Origin of the sequence: Pseudomonas sp. GM102, assembly GCF_000282555.1 — a bacterium.
Lineage (GTDB): Bacteria > Pseudomonadota > Gammaproteobacteria > Pseudomonadales > Pseudomonadaceae > Aquipseudomonas.
In genome coordinates this window covers 64,923-85,287 of the sequence record NZ_AKJB01000116.1, presented here as the reverse complement: position 1 = coordinate 85,287, position 20,365 = coordinate 64,923, and the positions used below count along the sequence as shown (strand labels likewise).

Below are 20,365 nucleotides of genomic sequence, written 5' to 3'. Positions count from 1 at the left end.
GTCTCATCTGATTGTTTCGAGTCTAGCAGCGCGCACGACGCTAGCCGGTTGAAAATGGGAGATTAAGGATTATCCATGGGGCAGTTAACAAGGTTATTCGTCATAAGCCGCATATTTTTTATGGGCTTTCTGATAAGCGGCATGGCAATTGCGGAAACTTCGCCGATTGAGCCGCCATCTCCCGTTAGTGTCGGCGTGGATGCCGCGCCAGGCGATTATGTCGGTCAGGCTATTCAGGCGGCGCTGGCGCCATTGAGTTCGGCGTTTCCCCCGTTGCTCACGTCACCAGGTCATCAACGGGTCGACGTCAATCGAGCGGTGATGGACTTTTATAGCCATCGTGGCTATCGCGCCGCCTGGACGGACGATGACGATGTCGTCCAGTTATTGAAAAGCCTGAGCGACACCGTGGTCGATGGCCTGGACCCCGAGGATTTTCGAATTGCCGAACTGGTCACGGCCAGAAACTCGATGCAGACCACTGCACCAACACCCGGGCAACGGGCGGCTTTTGATATCTCGGCGACCCAGACGTTTATCACAGCGCTGCTGCAGTTGCGGCGCGGCAAGGTCGACCCTTCGCGGCTGGACATCCATTGGAATTTCGACCCGGTCGGCATCGACCCTCGGGAGGACGTCAATCTTTTCTTCGCTGCCCTCGACAGCCATGACGTCGCGCGCGCGTTCGCCCAAGCGCCGCCACAAGAAGCGGTTTATGGCACGTTGCGACAGGGCTTGGCGCAATTGCGCAGGGTTCGCGACAGTGGTGGTTGGCCAAAGGTCCCGGGAGGGCAGACCCTCAGGCCTGGCATGGACGACGCCTCGGTTGCGCAGTTGCGAGCCCGTTTGGTGGCGGGTGGTTACCTAAGCGCGAAAATGAACGCGCGCTCCGACTACGACGACTCCGTCATGGCGGCGGTGAAGAAGTATCAGGCCGAGCAATACCTTGGGGCGGATGGTGTGGCGGGGCCGGCGACACTCGCGGCGCTGAACGTGCCGGTCGAGTCGCGAATCGACCAGGTCCGCGTGAACATGGAGCGGGCGCGGTGGCTGCTGTACAAACTTCAGGGCACCTTTGTCATCGTCGACATCGCCGGGTACAAGGTTTCGTTCTATCGCGATGGCAAGTTGATATGGCGCTCCCGGGTGCAGGTCGGTAAACCGTATCGCAGCACACCGATTTTTCAATCCGAGATCACTTACATCACGTTCAACCCGACCTGGACCGTGCCGCCGACCATTCTGGTCAAGGATATGCTGCCGAAGATTCGCAACAATCCTGGCTATCTTGATGCAAACCGGATTCGTGTGATCGATCGAGAAGGCAACGTGCTCGATCCACTGACCGTTGATTGGGACAACCCGCGCGGCCTTACGCTGCGTCAGGATGCAGGGGCGGATAACTCGCTGGGGCAGGTGGTGATTCGCTTTCCCAATGACTATGCGATTTACCTGCACGACACCCCGCATCGCGAGTTGTTTGCGCAATCCAATCGCGCGACCAGTTCTGGCTGTATTCGGGTAGAAAACCCGCTGCAATTGGTGGAGTTGTTGTTCAACGACCCGGTTCGCTGGAACAGTGCAGGGATTCAAAAGCAGTTAGCCAACGGCAAGACAGAGAACATCAGGCTCCCCGTGAAAGTGCCGGTGCTGTTGGCCTACTGGACGGTGGACCTGAGTCTTGACGGGCGAGTGACGTTCAAGCCCGATGTGTATGGGTACGATAAGCCGGTGTTGCGGGCACTGAATCTGCCTTCGGAACGGCCAACACTGGACGGGAGGCGAGCGGCGCCTCCCTCGATGGCGGTGGGGCAGAACAAGCTTTAAAGCCCCAGCCCCTCTTGCACCGCCAGGAGCAGGTTGTGTTCCGTCAGTGCGATCGCATCCGGTTGTTGTCCGGACTGTTCGATCGCCTGAAGCCACCAATGCGTCTCGCCGTGTTCGTCCACGGTTCGCAACAGGGCGAGTTCCTTGTCTGTCGAGTGGATTTCGACTCGCCCGGCACCGTCGGTGGTGAAGCGGGCGACAGGGTCGAAGGTGATGCTGTGGTGGTTACCGTCGATCAGCAGTTGGTCGATGGCGTAATCGTAGGTTGCCCCGTCTGGGGCACTCTCGAACACGTGCGTGGAGTTGCGTCGCAGTTTCAGACCCACCTCGATCAGTGGCTGCAGCCAGGCTTCAATCTGGTGATACAGCTCATAGACCTGGGCGGGCCAGCTGTCGATGGCCTGATCGGCGATGGTCGCGTCGGCACTGGTTTGCCGGGATTGTTTCAGCTTCTCGGCGAGCTCGTCTGCTTTACTCATTTCGATATCCTGTCGTGATGTCAGTTAATCGTAGCTCCTTCAAGGTCATGCGGTTTTGCCTTGCGTCATGCGATTGAAACACACGCGTGACAAAACCATTCTTCGGCCCTTTACGGCCAAATCAATCATCCCAAGGAGTGGGTAATGAAGAAATTTTACGCAATCGTCGCGTTGATCGCGCTGACCTTCGGCAACGTCGGCCTGAGCAGCGCCCGCGAAACCCAGAGCAGTAAAGTCCAGGCGGAATCGGTCGCGGGGGTGTTCGATTACTACCTGCTGACGCTCTCCTGGTCGCCGACCTTCTGCCTGACCCACAAAGACGATGCGCAATGCTCCGGTAAAGGCTACGGCTTCGTGCTTCACGGTCTCTGGCCGCAATACGCCAAGGGCGGCTGGCCGGAGTCCTGCCCGCCGAGGGTGACCTTGTCACCGGCGGAAAATGCCAAGGGCCTGACCTTGTTCCCGACCCAGAAGCTGCTCGATCACGAATGGGCCAAGCACGGCACGTGCAGCGGCCTCGGCGCCATGGGTTACCTGGACGCGTCCGACAAGGCGCTCGGTGCGGTCAAGATCCCGCAGAAGCTGCAACCGTTCAGCAGCTCGTATTACTTCGAAGCCCAGGAAATCGCGCAGATGTTTCGCCAAAGCAACCCCGGGATTCCGGCCAATGGCATTGCCGTGATTTGCAATGGCCCTGAGCTGTCGGAAGTGCGGGTGTGCATGGACAAGGACCTGGGGTTTGGCGCGTGCGGGTCGGGTGTAAAGACACAGTGCCGGGCAGGGGATATTCGGGTTCCGCCTTCGCGGTGATGGATCGGTTGTTGCAGACCAGTAGGAGCCAGGCTTGCCGGCGAAGGCGTCCTTAAGGGCGCCCTCGCCGGCAAGCCTGGCTCCTACGAAAATCGGTTTACGCAATGGAATGTAGCCGTTCAGTGTCATCTCGCTGACTGTACGGGCAACCCAAGCGCCACCAGTTCCTCGCGCAATTGTTCCGGGCTGAAGAACTGAACCGCATGAAATCCCTCCCGGCGTGCTCCTGCAATATTCGGCGCATGATCATCGATGAACACTGCGCGGCGGCTATCAACGTCAAACCGCGATAGCAGCAACTGAAAAATCTCCGGCGAAGGCTTGATTATCCCCTCGGCACCCGACACCAGGATGCCTTCGAATCGCTGCAAGAACTCAAAGCGCTCAAGGGCAATCGGAAAGGTTTCGGCAGACCAGTTGGTCAGCGCCAATAACCGCACGCCTTTGGCATGCAGTTCATCGAGGATGTTCACCGTTTCTTCTATGGCACCATCGAGCATTTCTTCCCAGCGTTCGCGGTAGGCGCGAATCAATGCCTCTTGGGACGGATGTCGGGCGATGGCTTCCTCAATCGCCTCCTGCCAAGTTCTGCCTTGGTCCTGTTGTTCGTTCCAGGCGGTGTGGCAGACCTCAGACAGGAATGTTTCCATGGCCTCCAGGTCTTCACCGAACAGCTTTCGGTAAAGATTTCTGGGGTTCCAGCGGATAAGGACATTGCCGAGATCGAACACAACGGTGTCAATGGTGGCAGGGTAGTACGCAGCGCTCATGTTTTTCCTCCTTGGGTAAACGGCCGGGGCATGGACGGCAGCCGATATCGAAGCGTTCGACAGGCTCCTGAGGTTTTTCATCCTAGCAGAGACGGTTTTCGTATTTCACTCGTCGGGAAGTCGATCTCTGTAGGTCAGGCGCATTTACCCTGCACAACCCCGTAGACTAAGCTCACAAAAAATAAGGGTTTTGGGCCTCTGCCCATGCCTTACCCTTTCAGGACTCGCTTTTGCCTATCCCCATTCCCGATCCGCACCACGCGCCCGATGGTGCCTTGAAGCGGCTGCCCCTGCTCAAAGCCGCGGTGCTGTTTATTGCGGCGGTGTGCCTGTGCCTTTGTGGGCTGCTTTACCTGCAACTGGAGCAGTCGCGTCGGCACGACCTGGCGTTGGCCGAGGTGTCTTCGTCGAACCTGACCCGGGCCATGGCGCAGCAGGCTGAAGACACGTTCATGAAAGCCGATCTGGTGCTGACCAGTCTGGTGGACTGGATTCAGGCAGAGGGTTTCGACGCTGCCCAGACGCCACGCTTGCAGAAAACCTTCGCGCGGCGGGTGCAAACGTTGCATCAATTGCATGGGATATTTTTGTTCGACAAGCAGGGGCAATGGGTTGTGACGTCGTTCGAAAACCTGCCCCGTGGCCCAGATGTGGCGGACCGCGAATACTTCAGGTTTCACCAGCAAAACGCGTCGTCCCTGGCACACATCGGCCCGGCGATTCGCAGTCGGGAAAATGGCGAATGGATCATTCCGGTGTCCAGACGGGTAAACGACCAGGACGGAAATTTCCAGGGTGTGTTGCTGGCCGGGATCAAAATGTCGTACTTCGATCAGTTCTTCAAAAGCTTCAGCCTCGATAACAACGGTGCGATGTTTTTGGCGTTGACCGATGGAACGCTGCTGGCGCGACGGCCGTTTGTGGAGTCGCAGATCGGCACGTCATTGGCTCAGGGCGAGATTTTTCAAACACTCTTGCCCAGTGCGACATCGGGCAACGCCATGATCGGCTCGGTGGTGGATGGCATCGTCCGGTTGTATGGCTATCGTCAGCTCGATGCCTATCCAGTGGTGGTCGCGGCGGCATCTTCCGAAGACGCGATCTTCAAGGACTGGTACGACACGGCGATTCAATCCAGTGTGATCGTCGCTCTGGTCGTCCTCGGCGTGGGGTTGTTCGGTTGGGTGTTCATTCATCAGGTGCGCGCGGGCGAGCGCATCGAGGCGGATTTGCGCGAGGCGCAGAAAACCCTGGAATTGATCGCCACCCACGATAGCCTGACCGGGTTGGCCAACCGTCGATTGTTCGAGCGGGCGCTGGAGATCGAGTTCGGGCGCGGCGCCCGGCGGTCGAGTCCGCTGAGCCTGATCATGCTCGATATCGATTATTTCAAGCGCTATAACGACACCTACGGTCATGTGGCGGGGGACCATTGCCTGGCCGAAGTGGCGCGGGCACTGAAGAGTTGCTGTCACCGCAACGCCGATCTGGCGGTGCGTTACGGCGGTGAAGAGTTCGCGGTGTTGCTGCCGGACACCGATATTCATGGTGCACTGACGATCGCCGAGCAGATCCGCCGAAGCGTCATGGACAAAAACATCATCCACAGCGGCTCACCCACGGGCTACGTGACGGTCAGCCTTGGCTGTTATTCGTTTGTGCCGACAGGGCACGACAGTACCGAAATGTTGATCAAGCGCGCGGATGCGGCGTTGTACCAGGCCAAGCATTCGGGGCGAAATCGTTCGGCGGTATTGTCCATGGAAGGCGGCGTCGAAGCGCTGATGCGCTCGGATCGCTGAAATTTTCCTCCGAATAAACCGCTTTTCGTAGGAGCCAGGCTTGCCGGCGAAGGCGTTCTCAAGGACGCCTTCGCCGGCAAGCCTGGCTCCTACAGGTCCGATATTGGTGTCATGGATTGCATCGAAGACCATAACCCGTCAGCTTCTGTTCGAGACTCTCTCGCACCTTCGGCCATTCGTCATCAATGATGCTGAACCGTACCGAGTTACGCTTGCGTCCATCTGGCATGATCCGTTCGTGGCGCACGATGCCTTCCTGTTGCGCACCCAGCCTGAGAATCGCGTTGCGTGACTTCTGGTTGTTTTCGTCGGTGGTGAATTGCACCCGCACGCAGTCCAGCACGTCGAAGGCGTAGCGCAGCATCAGGTATTTGGTTTCTGTATTGACGAAGGTTTTCTGCCAACTGGCCGAGATCCAGGTGCTGCCGATTTCGAGTTTGCGGTTGAGCCGGTCGACTTTCCAGAAACGTGTCGAGCCGATGACTTCGCCGGTATCCTTGAGCACGATGACAAAGGGCAGGACGGTACCGGCAAAGCGGCCGTCGAGGGCTTTTTTGAGGTAGCTGTCGACGGTGGTCGAGGAGGGCACTACGGTGACCGTCAGGTTCCATAACTCGCCATCCCGCGCAGCATTGACCAGCGTGGCGGCATCGCTGAATTGCAAAGGGCGCAGGCTGACTCTTTGACCTTCCAGTGTGTCCATGACAGGCATTCTCTGCATGAAAAGAGGCGCGGGTGAGGCGTGCTATTACAGGCCAGCGTCCATCGATTGGCAATAGCGATGTGTTCTGTTTTTCAAGTGCGGCAATGACTTGCGTTATTCAGGGGCGGTGACCGGGCAGGGCTGCTATGGTCAGTGGAGAGCCTGGCTGTCATGACGACAGACCAGACCCCGCCGGCCTCACCCGATAAGGCGATCGATTGACAGGAACAAGTGCATGGATTTGACTGCCGTTACCACCGCTGCACCTGCGCGTCATACACCGATTACCCGCAACCTGATGTTCGTCATCGGCCTGCTGTTTCTGGTTGGGGTGCTGATTGCACTGATTGCCTTGTTCAGTATTGCCGGACGGCTCGATGCTCAGGATCTGAGCAAAACCACGTTCTACACGCAACGCGCACTTGAGAACCGCATTACCGCCTCGAAAAACTACATTGCCAGTTACGCCAACTGGACGACCGCCTACGACCACCTGAACGGTGAGGTCGATGTGCAGTGGGCCTACGTCGATCAGAACGTGGGTAAAACGCTGTTCACGATCGATCACTACGATGGCGTTTTCGTGATCGATGGTCAGCGAACCAAATACGCCATAGTGCGTGGGCTTCAGGTGCAGGGCGAAGCCACGGCCTATCTGTCGACCTCGATGGCGAGTCTCACAGAGGAGGTTCAGAGCCAAGAGAGCCTCATCGAGCCTGTCAGCCGGTACACCTTGTTCGAGGGCAAACCGGCGCTGCTGACGGCCGCCGCGATCGTGCCCAATGACGAACGCCCGGCAGTCGATCCCAAAAGCACCTCAGTGCTGATATATGTCGATCAATTGAACCCTGAAAAACTCAATACCTTGAGTGCCGATTACGGGTTGAGTGATTTGAGCCTGACGGCCGACGACGGCATTGTTCCCGGTCAGCCAGCTGTCGCTCTGACCGGCACCGGTTACAGCCTGGTCTCCCGGCTTGAGCGGCCGGGTCACCAATTGCTCTGGTCGCTGCTGCCGCCATTGGGCGGGGCGCTGTTGATTCTGGCGTTGTTGACCGCTTATTTCTTTCGATATGTCCTGCGCACGTCCGGGCATGTGGATGCCAGTTACACCAGCCTCGATTTGTCGAATCAGGCGCTGGAGGCCAGTGAAGAACGTTTTCGTGCGGTGGCCGAAGCGGCGTCCGACTGGATCTGGGAAATCGACGACCAGCATTGCCTCACGTATCTGTCGGGACGCTTCGGCACCGTCACCGGATTCTCCGATCAGCAATGGCTGGGGCAGAACATCGGGCAACTGCTCAGCTGCGATACAACGCCCTTGTCACTGTGGCTGAACAAACTTGATGAAGAGCAAGCCGTCAGCCACTTGCGCTGTTCCTACCGTGATCAATCGGGGCAACAACGGGTGTGTCGGGTGTCGGCACGACCGATTCAGCGCAAGGGCGCGCTATTGGGTTTTCGCGGGACGGCCAGCGACATCACTGATGAAGTCGCCGCCCATGCGCAGATCCAGCATCTGTCGATGCACGACGCGCTGACTGGCTTGCCGAACCGCAACAAACTGGCGCGCTACCTCGAAGACGCGCTGGCACTCAAAGAGCAATCGGCGGCGTTGACGCTGTTGATGATCGATCTGGATAACTTCAAGCCGATCAACGATTCCCTCGGCCATCCGGCCGGCGATGCGGTATTGCTGGAAGTGGCGATCCGTTTGCGCGAGTGCACGCGGGACATCGATCTGGTTGCTCGATTGGGTGGCGACGAGTTCGTGCTGGTGCTCCACGGCATGGACAGCCACGGGGAAATCGACCGTTTTTGCGAGCGCTTGCTCGACAGCCTGCATCAGCCGATTCATTACGACCATCACACGCTGCACATCGGCGCGAGCATCGGTATCGCCTTGAGTCGGCGCCAGGGGCACGTTCCGGAGGAGCTGATTCGCTGTGCCGATATCGCGTTGTATCAGGCCAAGTCCAATGGCAAGAAGACCTGGTGCTACTTTGCGCCGCACATGAACGATCAGATCCAGCACCGCCGACAACTGGAAAGCGACCTGCGTCAGGCGATCAAGAACAACGAATTCGTGATGCATTACCAGCCGCGTTATCACGTCGATGGCAAGCAGATCGTCTCGGTCGAAGCGCTGCTGCGCTGGCAACATCCGGTGCAAGGCTTGTTGAACCCCGACGCGTTTATTCCATTGGCCGAGCAGACCGATCTGATCGTGCCATTAGGGCGCTGGGTGTTGCGCGAGGCGTGCGAGACGGCCTTGACCTGGCCCGGTGCGATGATGGTCTCGGTCAACCTGTCGCCGGTGCAATTTGCCCGTAGCGATGTGATCGAGGACGTCCGGGAGGCGTTGATCCAGAGCCGCTTGCCTGCCAGTCGACTGGAACTGGAGATCACGGAAAACGTGATGCTCATCGACGTCGATGGCGCTCTGGCGACCATGAATGCGCTCAAGGAGTTGGGCGTACGGCTGAACATGGACGACTTCGGCACCGGTTATTCTTCGCTGGGTTATCTGCGTATGTATCCGTTTGACGGGATCAAGATCGACAAGCGCTTCATTGCGTCCATGAGCAACGGCAGCAATGACCGCGCCGTGGTGCAGGCGATCATCAACCTGGGCAAGGCCATGGGCCTGACTGTCACCGCAGAGGGCGTCGAGACGCTGGAACAACTGGACTTCCTGATCTCGGACCAATGCCATGAAGTGCAGGGGTTCTACCTCAGTCGGCCGGTGGACAGGCATGCGCTGCTGCCGTTGCTCAAGGCATCATGGGATGATCACCCGCTGTAAGCTCGCGCCTTTAGTCGCCTGTTTCGCTCGCCGCGGCAACTGCCGTGGCGCACCCCGGTCACAACTGGATACCGCCCCATCCGTTGAGCGCGTCGGATCATGAAGAACCTGAAAATCGCCACCTTCAACGTCAACGGCATGCGCGCCCGCTTGCCGAATCTACTGGCTTGGCTTGCGCGAGAGCAGCCTGACATCGCCTGTTTGCAAGAACTCAAATCGGTGGACGGCGCGTTCCCCGTCGCCGAACTGGAGGCGGCCGGGTATGGCGCCGTCTGGCACGGCCAGGTGTCGTGGAACGGGGTGGCGATTCTGGCGCGCGATGCGCAGCCGTTGGAGAGCCGGCGCGGTTTGCCGGGTGATGACAGCGATACCCATAGCCGCTACATCGAGGCTGCTGTGCACGGGGTTCTGGTGGGTTGTCTGTACCTGCCCAATGGCAACCCTCAGCCGGGGCCGAAGTTCGATTACAAACTGGCGTGGTTCGAGCGGCTGATCTCACACGCCAAGGACCTCCAGAGCAGCGACCATCCGGTGGTGCTGGCCGGTGACTACAACGTGGTGCCCACCGATCTGGATATTTACAACCCGCGTTCCTGGCTCAAGGATGCGCTGCTGCAACCCGAGAGTCGCGCGTGTTATCAGCGGTTGCTGGATCAGGGCTGGACCGACTCCCTGCGTCATCTGTATCCAGAGGAGCGGATCTACACCTTCTGGGATTATTTCCGGCAGCACTGGCAGAAAAACTCGGGGTTGCGCATCGATCATCTGCTGCTCAACCCGGCACTGAGCCCTTACCTGCAAGAGGCGGGCGTCGATGCCTGGGTTCGCAACGAACCTCATGCCAGCGATCATGCACCGACATGGATTCGATTGGGTTCGCGCAAGCGGCGATAGACTTGGTGTGTGCGGCGATTGTCTAAATCAATTGTCAGTCCGACCGCGTTATCCCTTATACATGGCGCCCATCGGCGGAGCGATCCGCGGACCTCTGCATAAAGGATTGAGCGATGAGCGAGACACGACTGACGAATTTTGCGCTGTACCTGCAACGCCTGGGCTTCGATGCGCCCCCGGCGCCAACCCTGGAAACCCTGCGCCAACTGCAGCTGCGCCACACCGGTGCCTTCCCGTTTGAAAACCTCACCACTTTAATGGGTGAACCTGTGCTCATCGATCTGCCGTCCATCGAGCAGAAAGTCCTGCACGACGGTCGCGGTGGTTACTGCTACGAACTCAACAACCTGTTCCTGGCCTTGCTTCAGACATTGGGTTTCGACGCACGTGGGATCACCGGTCGCGTGGTCATGGGCCAGCCCGAAGGCGCATGGACCGCCCGCACTCACCGCTTGAGCCTGGTGACCCTCGACGGCGTACGCTACATCACTGACGTCGGCTTCGGCGGCGTGGTGCCCACCGCACCGCTGATGCTGGATACCGAAGTTGAGCAGCTCACCCCCCACGAACCCTATCGCATTGAACCGCATGCCGACGGCTACACCCTGCGCGCCAACGTCGGTGGTGAATGGCGGGCGATATACATCTTCGACCTGCAACGTCAGGAAGACATCGATTACACCCTCGGCAACTGGTACGTCTCGACCCATCCCGAATCATCCTTCGTCAAACAACTGATGGTGGCGCGGACGGGGGAGGGATGGCGACGCACATTGAACAACGGCAGCTTTGCCATTCATCGCATGGGCAGCGACAGCGAACGGCGGCAGGTGGCGGATGTGGATGAGTTGATCGGGTTACTGGAAAGTGAATTCGGGATTCGAGTGCCAGCGCAGGAAGTGTTGAAGCGGGTGCTGGAGCGGTTGATTGAGCCTGTGTCGCAGGCAAATTGAGCTCCACGCAAAGGGGCGGATTTGATCAATTCGCCCCTTTTTCCTTTGCTCGACCAGGCGTGGGTGTTTTGGTTTTGTGCCTAGGAACGAACTTCAAGCTCCATCACGTGATGGATTTCGCTAAGGGCTTCTGACAATTTTTTCTCCAGGCTTTTCAGTTCGGAGGCGGTGATGCCTTTTTTCAAATGCCCGACATTTGCACCGGCAGTGTTCTGATCGGGCTTCGCCGCTTTGCCTTTATCGCTTAGCAATGCCTGGCGCAAGGTGTTGTTGATCACCGTCTGATAGCCATACCCCTCGCTTTCTGCCAGCTCGCGCGCGGTCTCTATGACGACATCATCGAGCATGATGGTGATTCGGGTCTTGCCCTTGCTGGAGGCAATCGCTCCACGCTTGGCGTTGCTGAAGTCGTATTCATCTTTCATCGGTCAAGCCTCCGTATAGTGGCGCCGCTCGTTTTTGGTGGCGATGCGCGCGGAAATGATTCGCACGAAATTCGGGTCGCGGTAGGTGTATGCAACGACCAGCAGTCGACCTTTGGCATCCAGCCCCATGATGATCCAGCGTTGCTCATCGTGGTGGTTGTCCTGAAGCGTCAGGGCTCGTTCGTCATAAAACACGGGTTCTGTCTCTGCGAGGCTGATGCCTTGATGCTTCAGTTTGTTGGCCGCGTTCTTTGCCTTGTGATACTGAATTTCGAATGGCTTCATTATGCATACTTTATATGTATAAGCGAGAGGCGGCCCTGCCGGCGGTCGCTTGGAAAGCAAAAGATTAGCGGTGAGATGGGAAAGGGGAGGTGGGATGTATTGCAAGAGTTTTAGGTAGGAGGCGCCATGGGCAAAAAGGGCGGCATGGACACATGTCCATAATCTGACTGGTTAGTTGTATACAACTCTATGGACATTTGTCCTTACTATTGCATACAGTGTGCGCACAACAAAAACCAGGGAACCCCCCAACCATGAAAACGCCCCATGTTTCACAACAACGGCCTGAGGATGAGAATCTCGGGATCGGCGCGAATATGGCTTACGGCCTGCAACACGTTCTGACCATGTATGGCGGTATCGTCGCGGTGCCTTTGATCATCGGCCAGGCGGCCGGGCTTTCGCCGGCGGACATCGGTTTGTTGATTGCTGCTTCATTGTTTGCAGGGGGGCTGGCGACGTTGCTGCAAACCCTGGGTTTGCCGTTTTTCGGTTGTCAGTTGCCGCTGGTACAGGGCGTGTCGTTCTCCGGTGTTGCGACCATGGTGGCGATTGTCAGCAGTGGTGGGGAGGGTGGCTTTCAGTCGATTCTCGGGGCGGTGATTGCCGCGTCGCTGATCGGCTTGCTGATCACGCCGGTGTTCTCGCGAATCACCAAGTTCTTTCCGCCGCTGGTGACGGGCATTGTGATCACAACTATCGGCCTGACGCTGATGCCGGTGGCCGCACGCTGGGCCATGGGCGGCAACAGCCATGCCCCGGACTTCGGCAGCATGGCAAACATCGGTCTGGCGGCGGTGACACTGGTGCTGGTGCTGCTACTGAGCAAGATCGGCAGTGCAACTATCTCCCGTTTGTCGATCCTCTTGGCCATGGTCATCGGCACAGTCATCGCCGTGTTCCTCGGCATGGCGGATTTCTCGTCCGTCACCCAAGGCCCGATGTTCGGTTTCCCGGCACCGTTCCATTTCGGCATGCCGACCTTCCACTTCGCCGCGATTCTGTCGATGTGCATCGTGATCATGGTGACCCTGGTGGAAACCTCAGCCGACATTCTGGCCGTCGGTGAAATCATCGACACCAAAGTCGACTCCAAACGCCTGGGCAACGGCCTGCGCGCCGACATGCTGTCGAGCATGATCGCGCCTATCTTCGGCTCCTTCACCCAGAGTGCTTTCGCCCAGAACGTCGGGCTGGTGGCGGTCACCGGGATCAAGAGCCGTTTCGTGGTGGCCACCGGCGGTGTGTTCCTGGTGGTGCTCGGTTTGCTGCCCTTCATGGGCCGGGTTATCGCCGCCGTGCCAACCTCCGTACTCGGCGGCGCCGGCATCGTGCTGTTCGGCACTGTGGCGGCCAGCGGCATTCGGACACTGTCCAAGGTCGACTACCGCAACAACGTCAACCTGATCATCGTCGCCACCTCCATCGGTTTCGGCATGATCCCCATCGCCGCACCGAATTTCTACGACCACTTCCCCAGCTGGTTCGCGACGATCTTCCACTCGGGCATCAGCTCCTCGGCGATCATGGCCATCGTGCTGAACCTGACCTTCAACCACCTCACTGCCGGCAACTCGGATCAACAATCGGTGTTTGCGGCCGGTACTGAGCGCGTGTTGCGTTATCAAGATCTGGCGGCATTGCGGGAAGGGGATTACTTCAGTGAAGGTAAGCTGCGTGACTGCGACGGGAACGAGATTCCGGTGGTGGAGGCAGAGCATGGGCATGCCGAGCCGCGGGCGACGCATGCGAAAAGCAGTGAGCATGTTTGACGGCGGTACCCGGTAAAAAGGCAGGTAGATCAAAAGATCGCAGCCTGCGGCAGCTCCTAAGGGAATTCGTGTGAGATGCGATCTCCGTAGGAGCTGCCGCAGGCTGCGATCTTTTGACTTTATGGCGAGCACAAAAAAGCCCCTGAATCTTTTTATTGGAGTTCTTTCGATATCCCTGGATCAGGAAAAAACATTCGAGTTCCCGCTCTTTTTGAGATAACGCGAGCATCTGAGTCGTCCCGCTGCCAACCGCCGCCCAATGCTTTGAACGTGGCCACTGCAGCGCGAGCCGATTCAGTTTGTGCCTGAGCTCTGCCATCAGATGCCGCTAAAAGGTGTTCATCGGCATCCAGCACTTCGATCAGGCTGACCACGCCTTTTTCATAAGCGACAAACGACGTCGCTCGGGCTTTCGCATACGCCGACTCACCCTGGGCGAGTTGTGTCGATTGTTGCTCGCGGTTGATCAGCGCTGAAAAAGCGCTTTCCACATCTTCGCAGGCCCGCAGAACGGACTGGCGGTAAGCGGCTAAGGCTTCGGCTTCCTGGCCTTTCGCCAAATCAATTTGAGCGTTGATGCGGCCAAAATCGAACAGCCTCCAACGTAATCCCAGTGCCGCCGAAGCCTGACTGGCGCCGTTGCTGAACAGGTTTGTGCTGGATACCGAGGTAGCACTGCCGAGCAGCGCCCCCACAGACAGTTTGGGGTAGTACTCGGACATGGCTTCGCCGATGCGTGCGTTGGATGCCGCAAGTCGGCGCTCAGCGACGATCAAGTCTGGACGCCGACGCAGCAGGTCGGCCGGAGCCCCCATGTCCGAGAGGCCTGGCACATCAGGGATGGGCGCCGGCTTAGTCAACTGCGCGCTATAAGTGCCGGGCGCCTTGCCCAACATGACATCCAGCGCATTCATTGCCGCATCAATACCTGCTTGCAGTACCGGAACGGTGGCCTGCGCTTGATTCAGCGCGCCTTGGGTCTGGTTCAACTGCAGTTCAGCCGCCAGGCCTTTTGCGTAGAGATGTTCGATGGTGGTGAGCAGTTGTTGTCGTGTGTCTACTTGCTGGCGGGCTATTTCCAGGCGTGCTTGAAGGCCACGGAGGCTGATGTAAAGATCGGCTGTCTGCGCGACCACTGCCAGGCGTGTGGCAATCGCCCCGGCTTGTGAGGCCTGATAATCGGCGAAGGCGGCTTCTTTACCTCGGCGCAGCCCGCCAAACACATCCAGCTCCCAACCGGCATTCAAATTCGCCTCATAGGCACTGCCGTAGCGATTGTAGGAAGGGTCTGAATTCAGCACTTGACCCAACGGAGTCTCCAATGACTGACGGGCTCGGGCCGCTTGACCGTTGACGGTAGCCGACGGCAGGAGAGCTGCGTTAGCTGCGCCCAAACCGGCGCGAGCCTGCTCGATCCTTGCGCTTGCCTGGGCTAAATCGAGGTTCTGTTCAAGTGCTCGATTTATCAGCTGATTGAGTATCGGGTCATTAAATGCGTTCCACCAAGCGGAGAGATCGGCATTTGCGGCGCCCACTTGTCGTGCCTTGGACGTTTGCGCCGAGAAATGCTCGGGCAATTCCACACTAGGTTCTGAGTAGTCGGGGCCCACTGCGCAACCTGCAACCATACCCAAACACAGTAAGACGGCGAAACGAGGAGGAGGGTGCATGCGATACCTGCGAAAGGGTTGTTTTGTGACGATATTACAATTTGGTCACAAGTTGTCAACCACCTTTGGGATGAGTAAGCTGCTCGCATGAATCAGCCATCAGTTTCTTCGCCCAGCGCCCGTGGCCCAGTCGATCATGACATTCGAGACCAGATTGTCGCGGCGGCTAACGAGCATTTCAGTCAGTACGGTTATGGCAAAACAACGGTTTCTGACCTAGCCAAGGCCATCGGCTTTTCCAAGGCTTACATCTACAAATTCTTTGAATCCAAGCAGGCGATTGGTGAAGCAATCTGTACAAATTGCCTGACTGAGATCGTTGCGGCAGTTGAGCAGGCCATCAATGTAGACGGCATCTCGCCGACTGAACGTTTTCGGCGCCTGGTCAAAACCTTAATCGCTACAGGTGTGAGCCTGTTCTTTAATGACCGTAAACTCTATGACATCGCAGCGTTCGCCGCATCGGAGCGCTGGCCCAGCTCACAAGTCTATGACGCTCAGATCAAGAGCTTCGTGTCGCAAATCGTGCGTGAGGGGCGAGAGCTCGGCGAGTTTGAACGCAAGACACCGCTGGACGAGACGGTAGAGGCGATTCATCTTGCTCTGCGGCCCTTTATCAATCCTTTGCTATTGCAGTACAACCTCGATTTTGTTGAAGAAGCCCCTTCTCTTATCTCCAATCTTGTTCTGCGCAGCCTGATGCCTTAAACCGTCCGCTGACGGATGCGCTGCGCATCCGTATCAGCGTGTGCGCCTGAAAAAACCAGATATCAAGCCTCTCTGCCTTGCTCTGATCAAGTTGGGGAATGTTCATTCGTCTCGGTGGTGACTATTGACAGAATTGGTCACATGAATAAGCATGGTGCATCCGCTACCGAGAGGTCTTTATGATCCAGCGCCATCGCATGTCACTCATTTTCATTGCCTTGTTGCCGTTTGCCCTGGCGGCCTGCAACGAGGCCACGCCTGCCGATCCTCGCCTTCAAGTGCCCTTGGTGCGCATCGGCGTGGTTCAACCCTCCGCGCCTGCGGCACGGGTATTCACCGGTATCGTCGCGGCTCGAGTTCAGAGCGATCTCGGTTTTCGGGTGCCTGGGAAAGTCTTGGAGCGCTTGGTGGACGCTGGGCAGAGTGTCAAACGTGGGCAGCCACTTATGCGCATCGATGCCAACGACCTGACGCTGACCGCCAGGGCGCAGCAGGAAGCGGTGCTGGCCGCTATGGCCCGAGCCCGGCAGGCCTCCGATGATGAACTTCGCTACCGTGATTTGGTGTCCGTCGGTGCGGTATCTGCCTCAGCTTACGCAGGGATCAAAGCGGCTGCCGACTCGGCGAAGGCTCAGCTAAACGCTGCCCGGGCTCAGGCTGATGTGGCGAAAAACGCGACCGGTTATTCGACGTTGCTGGCGGATGCTGATGGGGTTGTAGTGGATACCTTGGCGGAGCCGGGTCAGGTGGTTGGCGCAGGACAGATGGTGGTGCGCGTTGCCCATTCAGGGCAGCGCGAGGCCGTGATCCAGTTACCCGAGACGCTACGTCCTGCGCTGGGCTCGGCGGCGACGGTTGAGCTCTACGGGCAGAACCAGCGTGCAGGCAGCGCCCGTTTACGTCAGCTGTCCGACTCTGCAGACCGACAGACCCGAACGTTTGAAGCGCGTTATGTGCTGGAAGGGGCGCTCTCCAACGCCACCCTGGGTTCGACGATCTCAGTGGTTATCGCCGACACGGATGTTGCTGATGCCAAGGAATTCCAGGTGCCCATGGGGGCCCTCTACGACGGGGGTAAAGGCCCGGGTGTCTGGGTGGTTGGGGGAGAGCCGGAGCATGTGGTATGGCGCCCGATCAAGGTTCGCAGCCTGAATAACGAGGCCAGCGTGCGCGTGACGGGGGATCTGCAGGTGGGTGATCGTGTTGTCGCATTGGGTGCTCACTTGCTGAGCGAGGGAGAGAAGGTCAGGACTGAACTCGCCGATGCTCCGCAAAATTCAGTGGTTGAGGTAAGTCGATGAGCGGCTTCAATCTTTCGGCGCTGGCCGTACGCGAGCGCTCAATCACCCTGTTTTTGATCCTGCTGATTTCTGTGGGTGGGTTGTACGCCTTCTTCAAACTGGGGCGTGCGGAAGACCCCGCATTCACCATTAAACAAATGACGGTGGTCACCGCCTGGCCTGGGGCGACGGCCCAGGAGATGCAAGACCAGGTGGTAGAAAAGCTGGAAAAACGCATGCAGGAACTGCGTTGGTACGACCGGACCGAGACCTTTACCCGGCCCGGCTTGGCATTCACCACGGTTTATCTGCTTGATAGCACGCCGCCCTCAGCCGTCCAGGAGGAGTTTTACCAGGCGCGCAAGAAAATCCTGGATGAGCAGAAGGGGTTGCCGTCAGGGGTGATCGGCCCGATGGTCAATGATGAGTATTCCGATGTCACCTTCGCGCTCTATGCGCTCAAGGCCAAGGGCGAGCCGCAACGTCTGTTGGTGCGCGAAGCCGAGAGCTTGCGCCAGCGTCTGCTGCATGTGGCGGGTGTGAAGAAGGTCAACATCATCGGTGAACAGGCCGAGCGCATTTTTGTCGAGCTGTCCTACGAGCGTCTGGCGACATTGGGCATTTCCGCACGAGACATCTTCAGTGCGTTGAACACGCAGAACATGATAACGCCGGCCGGCTCGGTTGAAGCTAAGGGCCCACAGGTTTTCATCCGCCTGGATGGCGCGTTTGATGACCTGCAGAAGATTCGTAATACCCCACTGACGGTGCAGGGCAGAACCCTCAAGTTGTCCGATGTGGCTGAGGTCAAGCGCGGCTATGAGGACCCTGCGACGTTCCTGGTACGCAACAATGGCGAGCCCGCATTGTTGCTCGGCGTGGTTATGCGCGATGGCTGGAACGGTCTGGATCTGGGGAAGTCGCTGGAGGCCGAGGCAACAGCGATCAACGAGCAGATGCCTTTGGGCATGAGCCTGACCAAGGTCACGGATCAGGCGGTGAATATTGGCGCATCCGTCAACGAGTTCATGGTGAAGTTTTTTGCTGCCCTGGGCGTGGTGCTGCTGGTGTGTTTCCTCAGCATGGGCTGGCGTGTCGGCGTTGTGGTTGCCGCGGCGGTGCCGCTGACCCTGGCGGCCGTGTTCATTGTCATGGCGGCCACGGGCAAAGACTTCGATCGAATTACCCTGGGTTCGTTGATTCTGGCATTGGGGCTGCTGGTGGACGATGCAATCATTGCCATTGAAATGATGGTGGTGAAGATGGAGGAGGGCTACGACCGAATCAAGGCCTCCGCTTATGCCTGGAGCCACACGGCCGCGCCGATGTTGTCGGGGACATTGGTGACGGCGATCGGCTTTATGCCCAACGGTTTTGCCAAGTCGACCGCAGGTGAATACACCGCGAACATGTTCTGGATCGTTGGCATTGCGCTGATCACTTCCTGGGTGGTGGCCGTGGTGTTTACCCCTTACCTGGGCGTCAAACTGCTGCCGCAGATCAAGGTGCCTGAAGGCGGGCATACGGCGATTTACGGTACACCGAACTACCAGCGTTTCAGGCGCCTGCTGGGCAGTGTGATCCGCCGCAAAGGCCTGGTGGCTGCATCCGTCGTTGGCTTGTTTGTTGTTGCGATTCTGGGCATGGGCGTGGTCAAGAAGCAGTTCTTTCCAACGTCCGACCGACCTGAGGTGCTGGTTGAGGTGCAGATGCCTTACGGCACCTCTATAGAGCAGACTGATGTGGCCGCGGCCAAGGTCGAGGCGTGGTTGGCTCTGCAGTCGGAAGCCAGGATCGTCACCGCTTACATTGGCCAGGGCGCACCGCGCTTCTATTTGGCGATGGCCCCTGAGCTACCCGATCCATCCTTCGCAAAAATCGTCGTCCTGACCACGAGTCAGCAAGAGCGCGAGGCGCTCAAGCTCCGCCTCAGGCAAGCCGTAGCCGATGGCTTGGCGCCTGAAGCCCGGGTGCGGGTGACGCAGTTGGTATTTGGTCCTTATTCACCGTATCCGGTGGCCTTTCGGGTGATGGGCGCCGACCCCGCAGTGTTGCGGGATATCGCCGCGCAGGTGCGTGAGGTCATGACCGCCAGCCCCATGATGAGGACCGTCAACACCGATTTGGGCGAGCGCGCGCCGGCACTTCATCTCACGCAGGATCAGGATCGCCTGCAAGCATTCGGCTTGACCTCGACCGATGTCGCGCAACAGCTGCAATTTCTGCTCACGGGGGTGCCTGTCACCGAGGTGCGTGAGGACATTCGTTCGGTTCAGGTGGTCGCTCGCTCCGCTGGGGAGACGCGTCTGGATCCATCGAAAATTGCCGCCTTCACGCTGACCGGCGCCCAAGGCCAGCGCGTGTCGCTGTCCCAGGTAGGGGCGGTGGATGTGCGCATGGAGGAACCCATTCTGCGACGTCGTGATCGTACGCCGACGATAACTGTGCGTGGTGACGTGGCTGAAGGTCTTCAGCCTCCCGATGTCTCCAACGCCTTGATAACGCAGTTGCAGCCCATCATCGAAAAACTGCCGGCGGGCTACCGGATTGAGTTTGCCGGCTCGATCGAGGAGTCGGGTAAAGCGAACAAGGCATTGCTACCGTTGTTCCCGATCATGATCGCGCTGATGTTGCTGACCATTATTATTCAGGTGCGCTCGATGTCGGCAATGATGATGGTGTTCGCTACTGCGCCTTTGGGCCTGATTGGTGTGGTGCCAATTCTGCTGCTGTTCCAGCAACCCTTCGGGATCAACGCCTTGGTGGGACTGATTGCCTTGTCAGGGATTCTGATGCGCAACACGCTGATCCTCATCGGGCAGATTCACTCCAATGAGCAAGCCGGCCTGTCGCCTTACAACGCCGTGGTCGAAGCCACTGTGCAGCGCGCGAGGCCCGTGATTCTCACGGCGTTGGCGGCAATGCTGGCGTTCATTCCGCTGACCCATTCGGTGTTCTGGGGAACGCTGGCCTACACCCTGATTGGCGGTACGTTTGCCGGCACCGTGCTGACCCTGGTGTTCCTGCCAGCGATGTACGCCCTCTGGTTCAAGATCAAGCCCGAGCCCGCGTATGAGCTTGCAGCGAACACTCATGTTGCTTGATACCTGCGTGCTGACAAAACGCCAAAACGAAAAAAACCCGCCATAAGGCGGGTTTTTCGGGGGTTTCAGAGATTTTG

The 20,365-nt window shown here is 58.3% G+C and carries 16 protein-coding genes; 10 read left to right on the top strand and 6 right to left on the bottom strand.

Annotated features, from left to right (window positions below; translation table 11 throughout):
* Positions 1-75: 75 nt before the first annotated feature.
* Entirely contained in the window at positions 76-1,827 is a 1,752-nt protein-coding gene (locus PMI18_RS04295) for a L,D-transpeptidase family protein (RefSeq protein ID WP_007906044.1), read from the top strand.
* Here the strand turns inward: PMI18_RS04295 and PMI18_RS04300 are convergent.
* Positions 1,824-2,306: a hypothetical protein gene (locus PMI18_RS04300; RefSeq protein WP_007906042.1), complete on the bottom strand. Its 483-nt coding sequence runs from the start codon at positions 2,304-2,306 to the stop codon at positions 1,824-1,826. The genes PMI18_RS04295 and PMI18_RS04300 overlap by 4 nt on opposite strands.
* 144 nt (positions 2,307-2,450) lie before the next feature.
* On the opposite strand from PMI18_RS04300, the gene PMI18_RS04305 reads away from it, so the two are divergent.
* The gene (locus tag PMI18_RS04305) at positions 2,451-3,116 is read left to right on the top strand and encodes a ribonuclease T2 (RefSeq protein WP_007906040.1); all 666 of its coding nucleotides are present in this window, start codon (positions 2,451-2,453) and stop codon (positions 3,114-3,116) included.
* Positions 3,117-3,241: 125 nt separating this feature from the next.
* Here the strand turns inward: PMI18_RS04305 and PMI18_RS04310 are convergent, their stop codons facing one another.
* Positions 3,242-3,886: an HAD family hydrolase gene (locus PMI18_RS04310; RefSeq protein ID WP_007906038.1), complete on the bottom strand. Its 645-nt coding sequence runs from the start codon at positions 3,884-3,886 to the stop codon at positions 3,242-3,244.
* A 230-nt stretch (positions 3,887-4,116) separates the two neighbouring features.
* Here PMI18_RS04310 and PMI18_RS04315 point away from each other — a divergent pair, with 230 nt between their 5' ends.
* The gene (locus tag PMI18_RS04315; protein WP_007906036.1) at positions 4,117-5,688 is read left to right on the top strand and encodes a sensor domain-containing diguanylate cyclase; all 1,572 of its coding nucleotides are present in this window, start codon (positions 4,117-4,119) and stop codon (positions 5,686-5,688) included.
* Between the two features lie 109 nt (positions 5,689-5,797).
* On the opposite strand, the gene PMI18_RS04320 is transcribed toward PMI18_RS04315, so the two are convergent.
* A complete protein-coding gene (locus PMI18_RS04320) occupies positions 5,798-6,391 on the bottom strand; it encodes a GNAT family N-acetyltransferase (protein WP_007906023.1) in 594 nt (197 codons plus the stop codon).
* 235 nt (positions 6,392-6,626) lie between these two features.
* On the opposite strand from PMI18_RS04320, the gene PMI18_RS04325 reads away from it, so the two are divergent.
* The 3 genes from PMI18_RS04325 (at position 6,627) to PMI18_RS04335 (ending at position 11,044) form a co-directional block, all read left to right on the top strand.
* Entirely contained in the window at positions 6,627-9,197 is a 2,571-nt protein-coding gene (locus PMI18_RS04325; protein ID WP_007906013.1) for a bifunctional diguanylate cyclase/phosphodiesterase, read from the top strand.
* Between the two features lie 99 nt (positions 9,198-9,296).
* The gene (gene xth / locus PMI18_RS04330; RefSeq protein WP_007906011.1) at positions 9,297-10,091 is read left to right on the top strand and encodes an exodeoxyribonuclease III; all 795 of its coding nucleotides are present in this window, start codon (positions 9,297-9,299) and stop codon (positions 10,089-10,091) included.
* A gap of 113 nt (positions 10,092-10,204) precedes the next feature.
* Positions 10,205-11,044, top strand: coding sequence for an arylamine N-acetyltransferase family protein (locus PMI18_RS04335; RefSeq protein WP_007906010.1), 840 nt, complete (start codon positions 10,205-10,207; stop codon positions 11,042-11,044).
* 80 nt (positions 11,045-11,124) lie between these two features.
* On the opposite strand, the gene PMI18_RS04340 is transcribed toward PMI18_RS04335, so the two are convergent.
* Together PMI18_RS04340 and PMI18_RS04345 are read right to left on the bottom strand one after the other, a co-directional pair.
* Positions 11,125-11,469 carry a BrnA antitoxin family protein gene (locus PMI18_RS04340; protein ID WP_007906007.1) on the bottom strand — a complete coding sequence of 115 codons (345 nt, stop codon included), beginning with the start codon at positions 11,467-11,469 and terminating at the stop codon, positions 11,125-11,127.
* Between the two features lie 3 nt (positions 11,470-11,472).
* Positions 11,473-11,754 (bottom strand): BrnT family toxin, encoded by a 282-nt coding sequence (locus tag PMI18_RS04345; RefSeq protein WP_007906004.1) that lies wholly within the window; start codon positions 11,752-11,754, stop codon positions 11,473-11,475.
* 254 nt (positions 11,755-12,008) lie between these two features.
* Between PMI18_RS04345 and PMI18_RS04350 the strand changes: the two genes are divergently transcribed.
* A complete protein-coding gene (locus PMI18_RS04350) occupies positions 12,009-13,526 on the top strand; it encodes a nucleobase:cation symporter-2 family protein (protein WP_007906002.1) in 1,518 nt (505 codons plus the stop codon).
* A gap of 152 nt (positions 13,527-13,678) precedes the next feature.
* On the opposite strand, the gene PMI18_RS04355 is transcribed toward PMI18_RS04350, so the two are convergent.
* Positions 13,679-15,196: an efflux transporter outer membrane subunit gene (locus PMI18_RS04355; protein WP_007906000.1), complete on the bottom strand. Its 1,518-nt coding sequence runs from the start codon at positions 15,194-15,196 to the stop codon at positions 13,679-13,681.
* An 87-nt stretch (positions 15,197-15,283) separates the two neighbouring features.
* Between PMI18_RS04355 and PMI18_RS04360 the strand changes: the two genes are divergently transcribed.
* From PMI18_RS04360 to PMI18_RS04370, 3 genes are all read left to right on the top strand, one after another.
* The gene (locus PMI18_RS04360) at positions 15,284-15,904 is read left to right on the top strand and encodes a TetR/AcrR family transcriptional regulator (RefSeq protein ID WP_007905997.1); all 621 of its coding nucleotides are present in this window, start codon (positions 15,284-15,286) and stop codon (positions 15,902-15,904) included.
* 179 nt (positions 15,905-16,083) lie between these two features.
* Positions 16,084-17,205, top strand: coding sequence for an efflux RND transporter periplasmic adaptor subunit (locus PMI18_RS04365; RefSeq protein WP_007905995.1), 1,122 nt, complete (start codon positions 16,084-16,086; stop codon positions 17,203-17,205).
* Positions 17,202-20,288, top strand: a complete 3,087-nt coding sequence (locus PMI18_RS04370) for an efflux RND transporter permease subunit (protein WP_007905994.1) — start codon at positions 17,202-17,204, stop codon at positions 20,286-20,288. Before PMI18_RS04365 ends, PMI18_RS04370 begins: the two co-directional genes overlap by 4 nt.
* Positions 20,289-20,365 lie beyond the last annotated feature (77 nt).

Bases quoted from the DNA above. Each gene is read 5' to 3' on its own strand.
- PMI18_RS04355 (WP_007906000.1), bottom strand. From the start codon at position 15,196: ATGCACCCTCCTCCTCGTTTCGCCGTCTTACTGTGTTTGGGTATGGTT.
- PMI18_RS04370 (WP_007905994.1), top strand. From the start codon at position 17,202: ATGAGCGGCTTCAATCTTTCGGCGCTGGCCGTACGCGAGCGCTCAATC.
- PMI18_RS04295 (WP_007906044.1), top strand. From the start codon at position 76: ATGGGGCAGTTAACAAGGTTATTCGTCATAAGCCGCATATTTTTTATG.
- PMI18_RS04305 (WP_007906040.1), top strand. From the start codon at position 2,451: ATGAAGAAATTTTACGCAATCGTCGCGTTGATCGCGCTGACCTTCGGC.
- PMI18_RS04340 (WP_007906007.1), bottom strand. From the start codon at position 11,469: ATGAAAGATGAATACGACTTCAGCAACGCCAAGCGTGGAGCGATTGCC.
- PMI18_RS04335 (WP_007906010.1), top strand. From the start codon at position 10,205: ATGAGCGAGACACGACTGACGAATTTTGCGCTGTACCTGCAACGCCTG.
- PMI18_RS04350 (WP_007906002.1), top strand. From the start codon at position 12,009: ATGAAAACGCCCCATGTTTCACAACAACGGCCTGAGGATGAGAATCTC.
- PMI18_RS04360 (WP_007905997.1), top strand. From the start codon at position 15,284: ATGAATCAGCCATCAGTTTCTTCGCCCAGCGCCCGTGGCCCAGTCGAT.
- xth (WP_007906011.1), top strand. From the start codon at position 9,297: ATGAAGAACCTGAAAATCGCCACCTTCAACGTCAACGGCATGCGCGCC.
- PMI18_RS04345 (WP_007906004.1), bottom strand. From the start codon at position 11,754: ATGAAGCCATTCGAAATTCAGTATCACAAGGCAAAGAACGCGGCCAAC.
- PMI18_RS04310 (WP_007906038.1), bottom strand. From the start codon at position 3,886: ATGAGCGCTGCGTACTACCCTGCCACCATTGACACCGTTGTGTTCGAT.
- PMI18_RS04325 (WP_007906013.1), top strand. From the start codon at position 6,627: ATGGATTTGACTGCCGTTACCACCGCTGCACCTGCGCGTCATACACCG.
- PMI18_RS04320 (WP_007906023.1), bottom strand. From the start codon at position 6,391: ATGGACACACTGGAAGGTCAAAGAGTCAGCCTGCGCCCTTTGCAATTC.
- PMI18_RS04365 (WP_007905995.1), top strand. From the start codon at position 16,084: ATGATCCAGCGCCATCGCATGTCACTCATTTTCATTGCCTTGTTGCCG.
- PMI18_RS04300 (WP_007906042.1), bottom strand. From the start codon at position 2,306: ATGAGTAAAGCAGACGAGCTCGCCGAGAAGCTGAAACAATCCCGGCAA.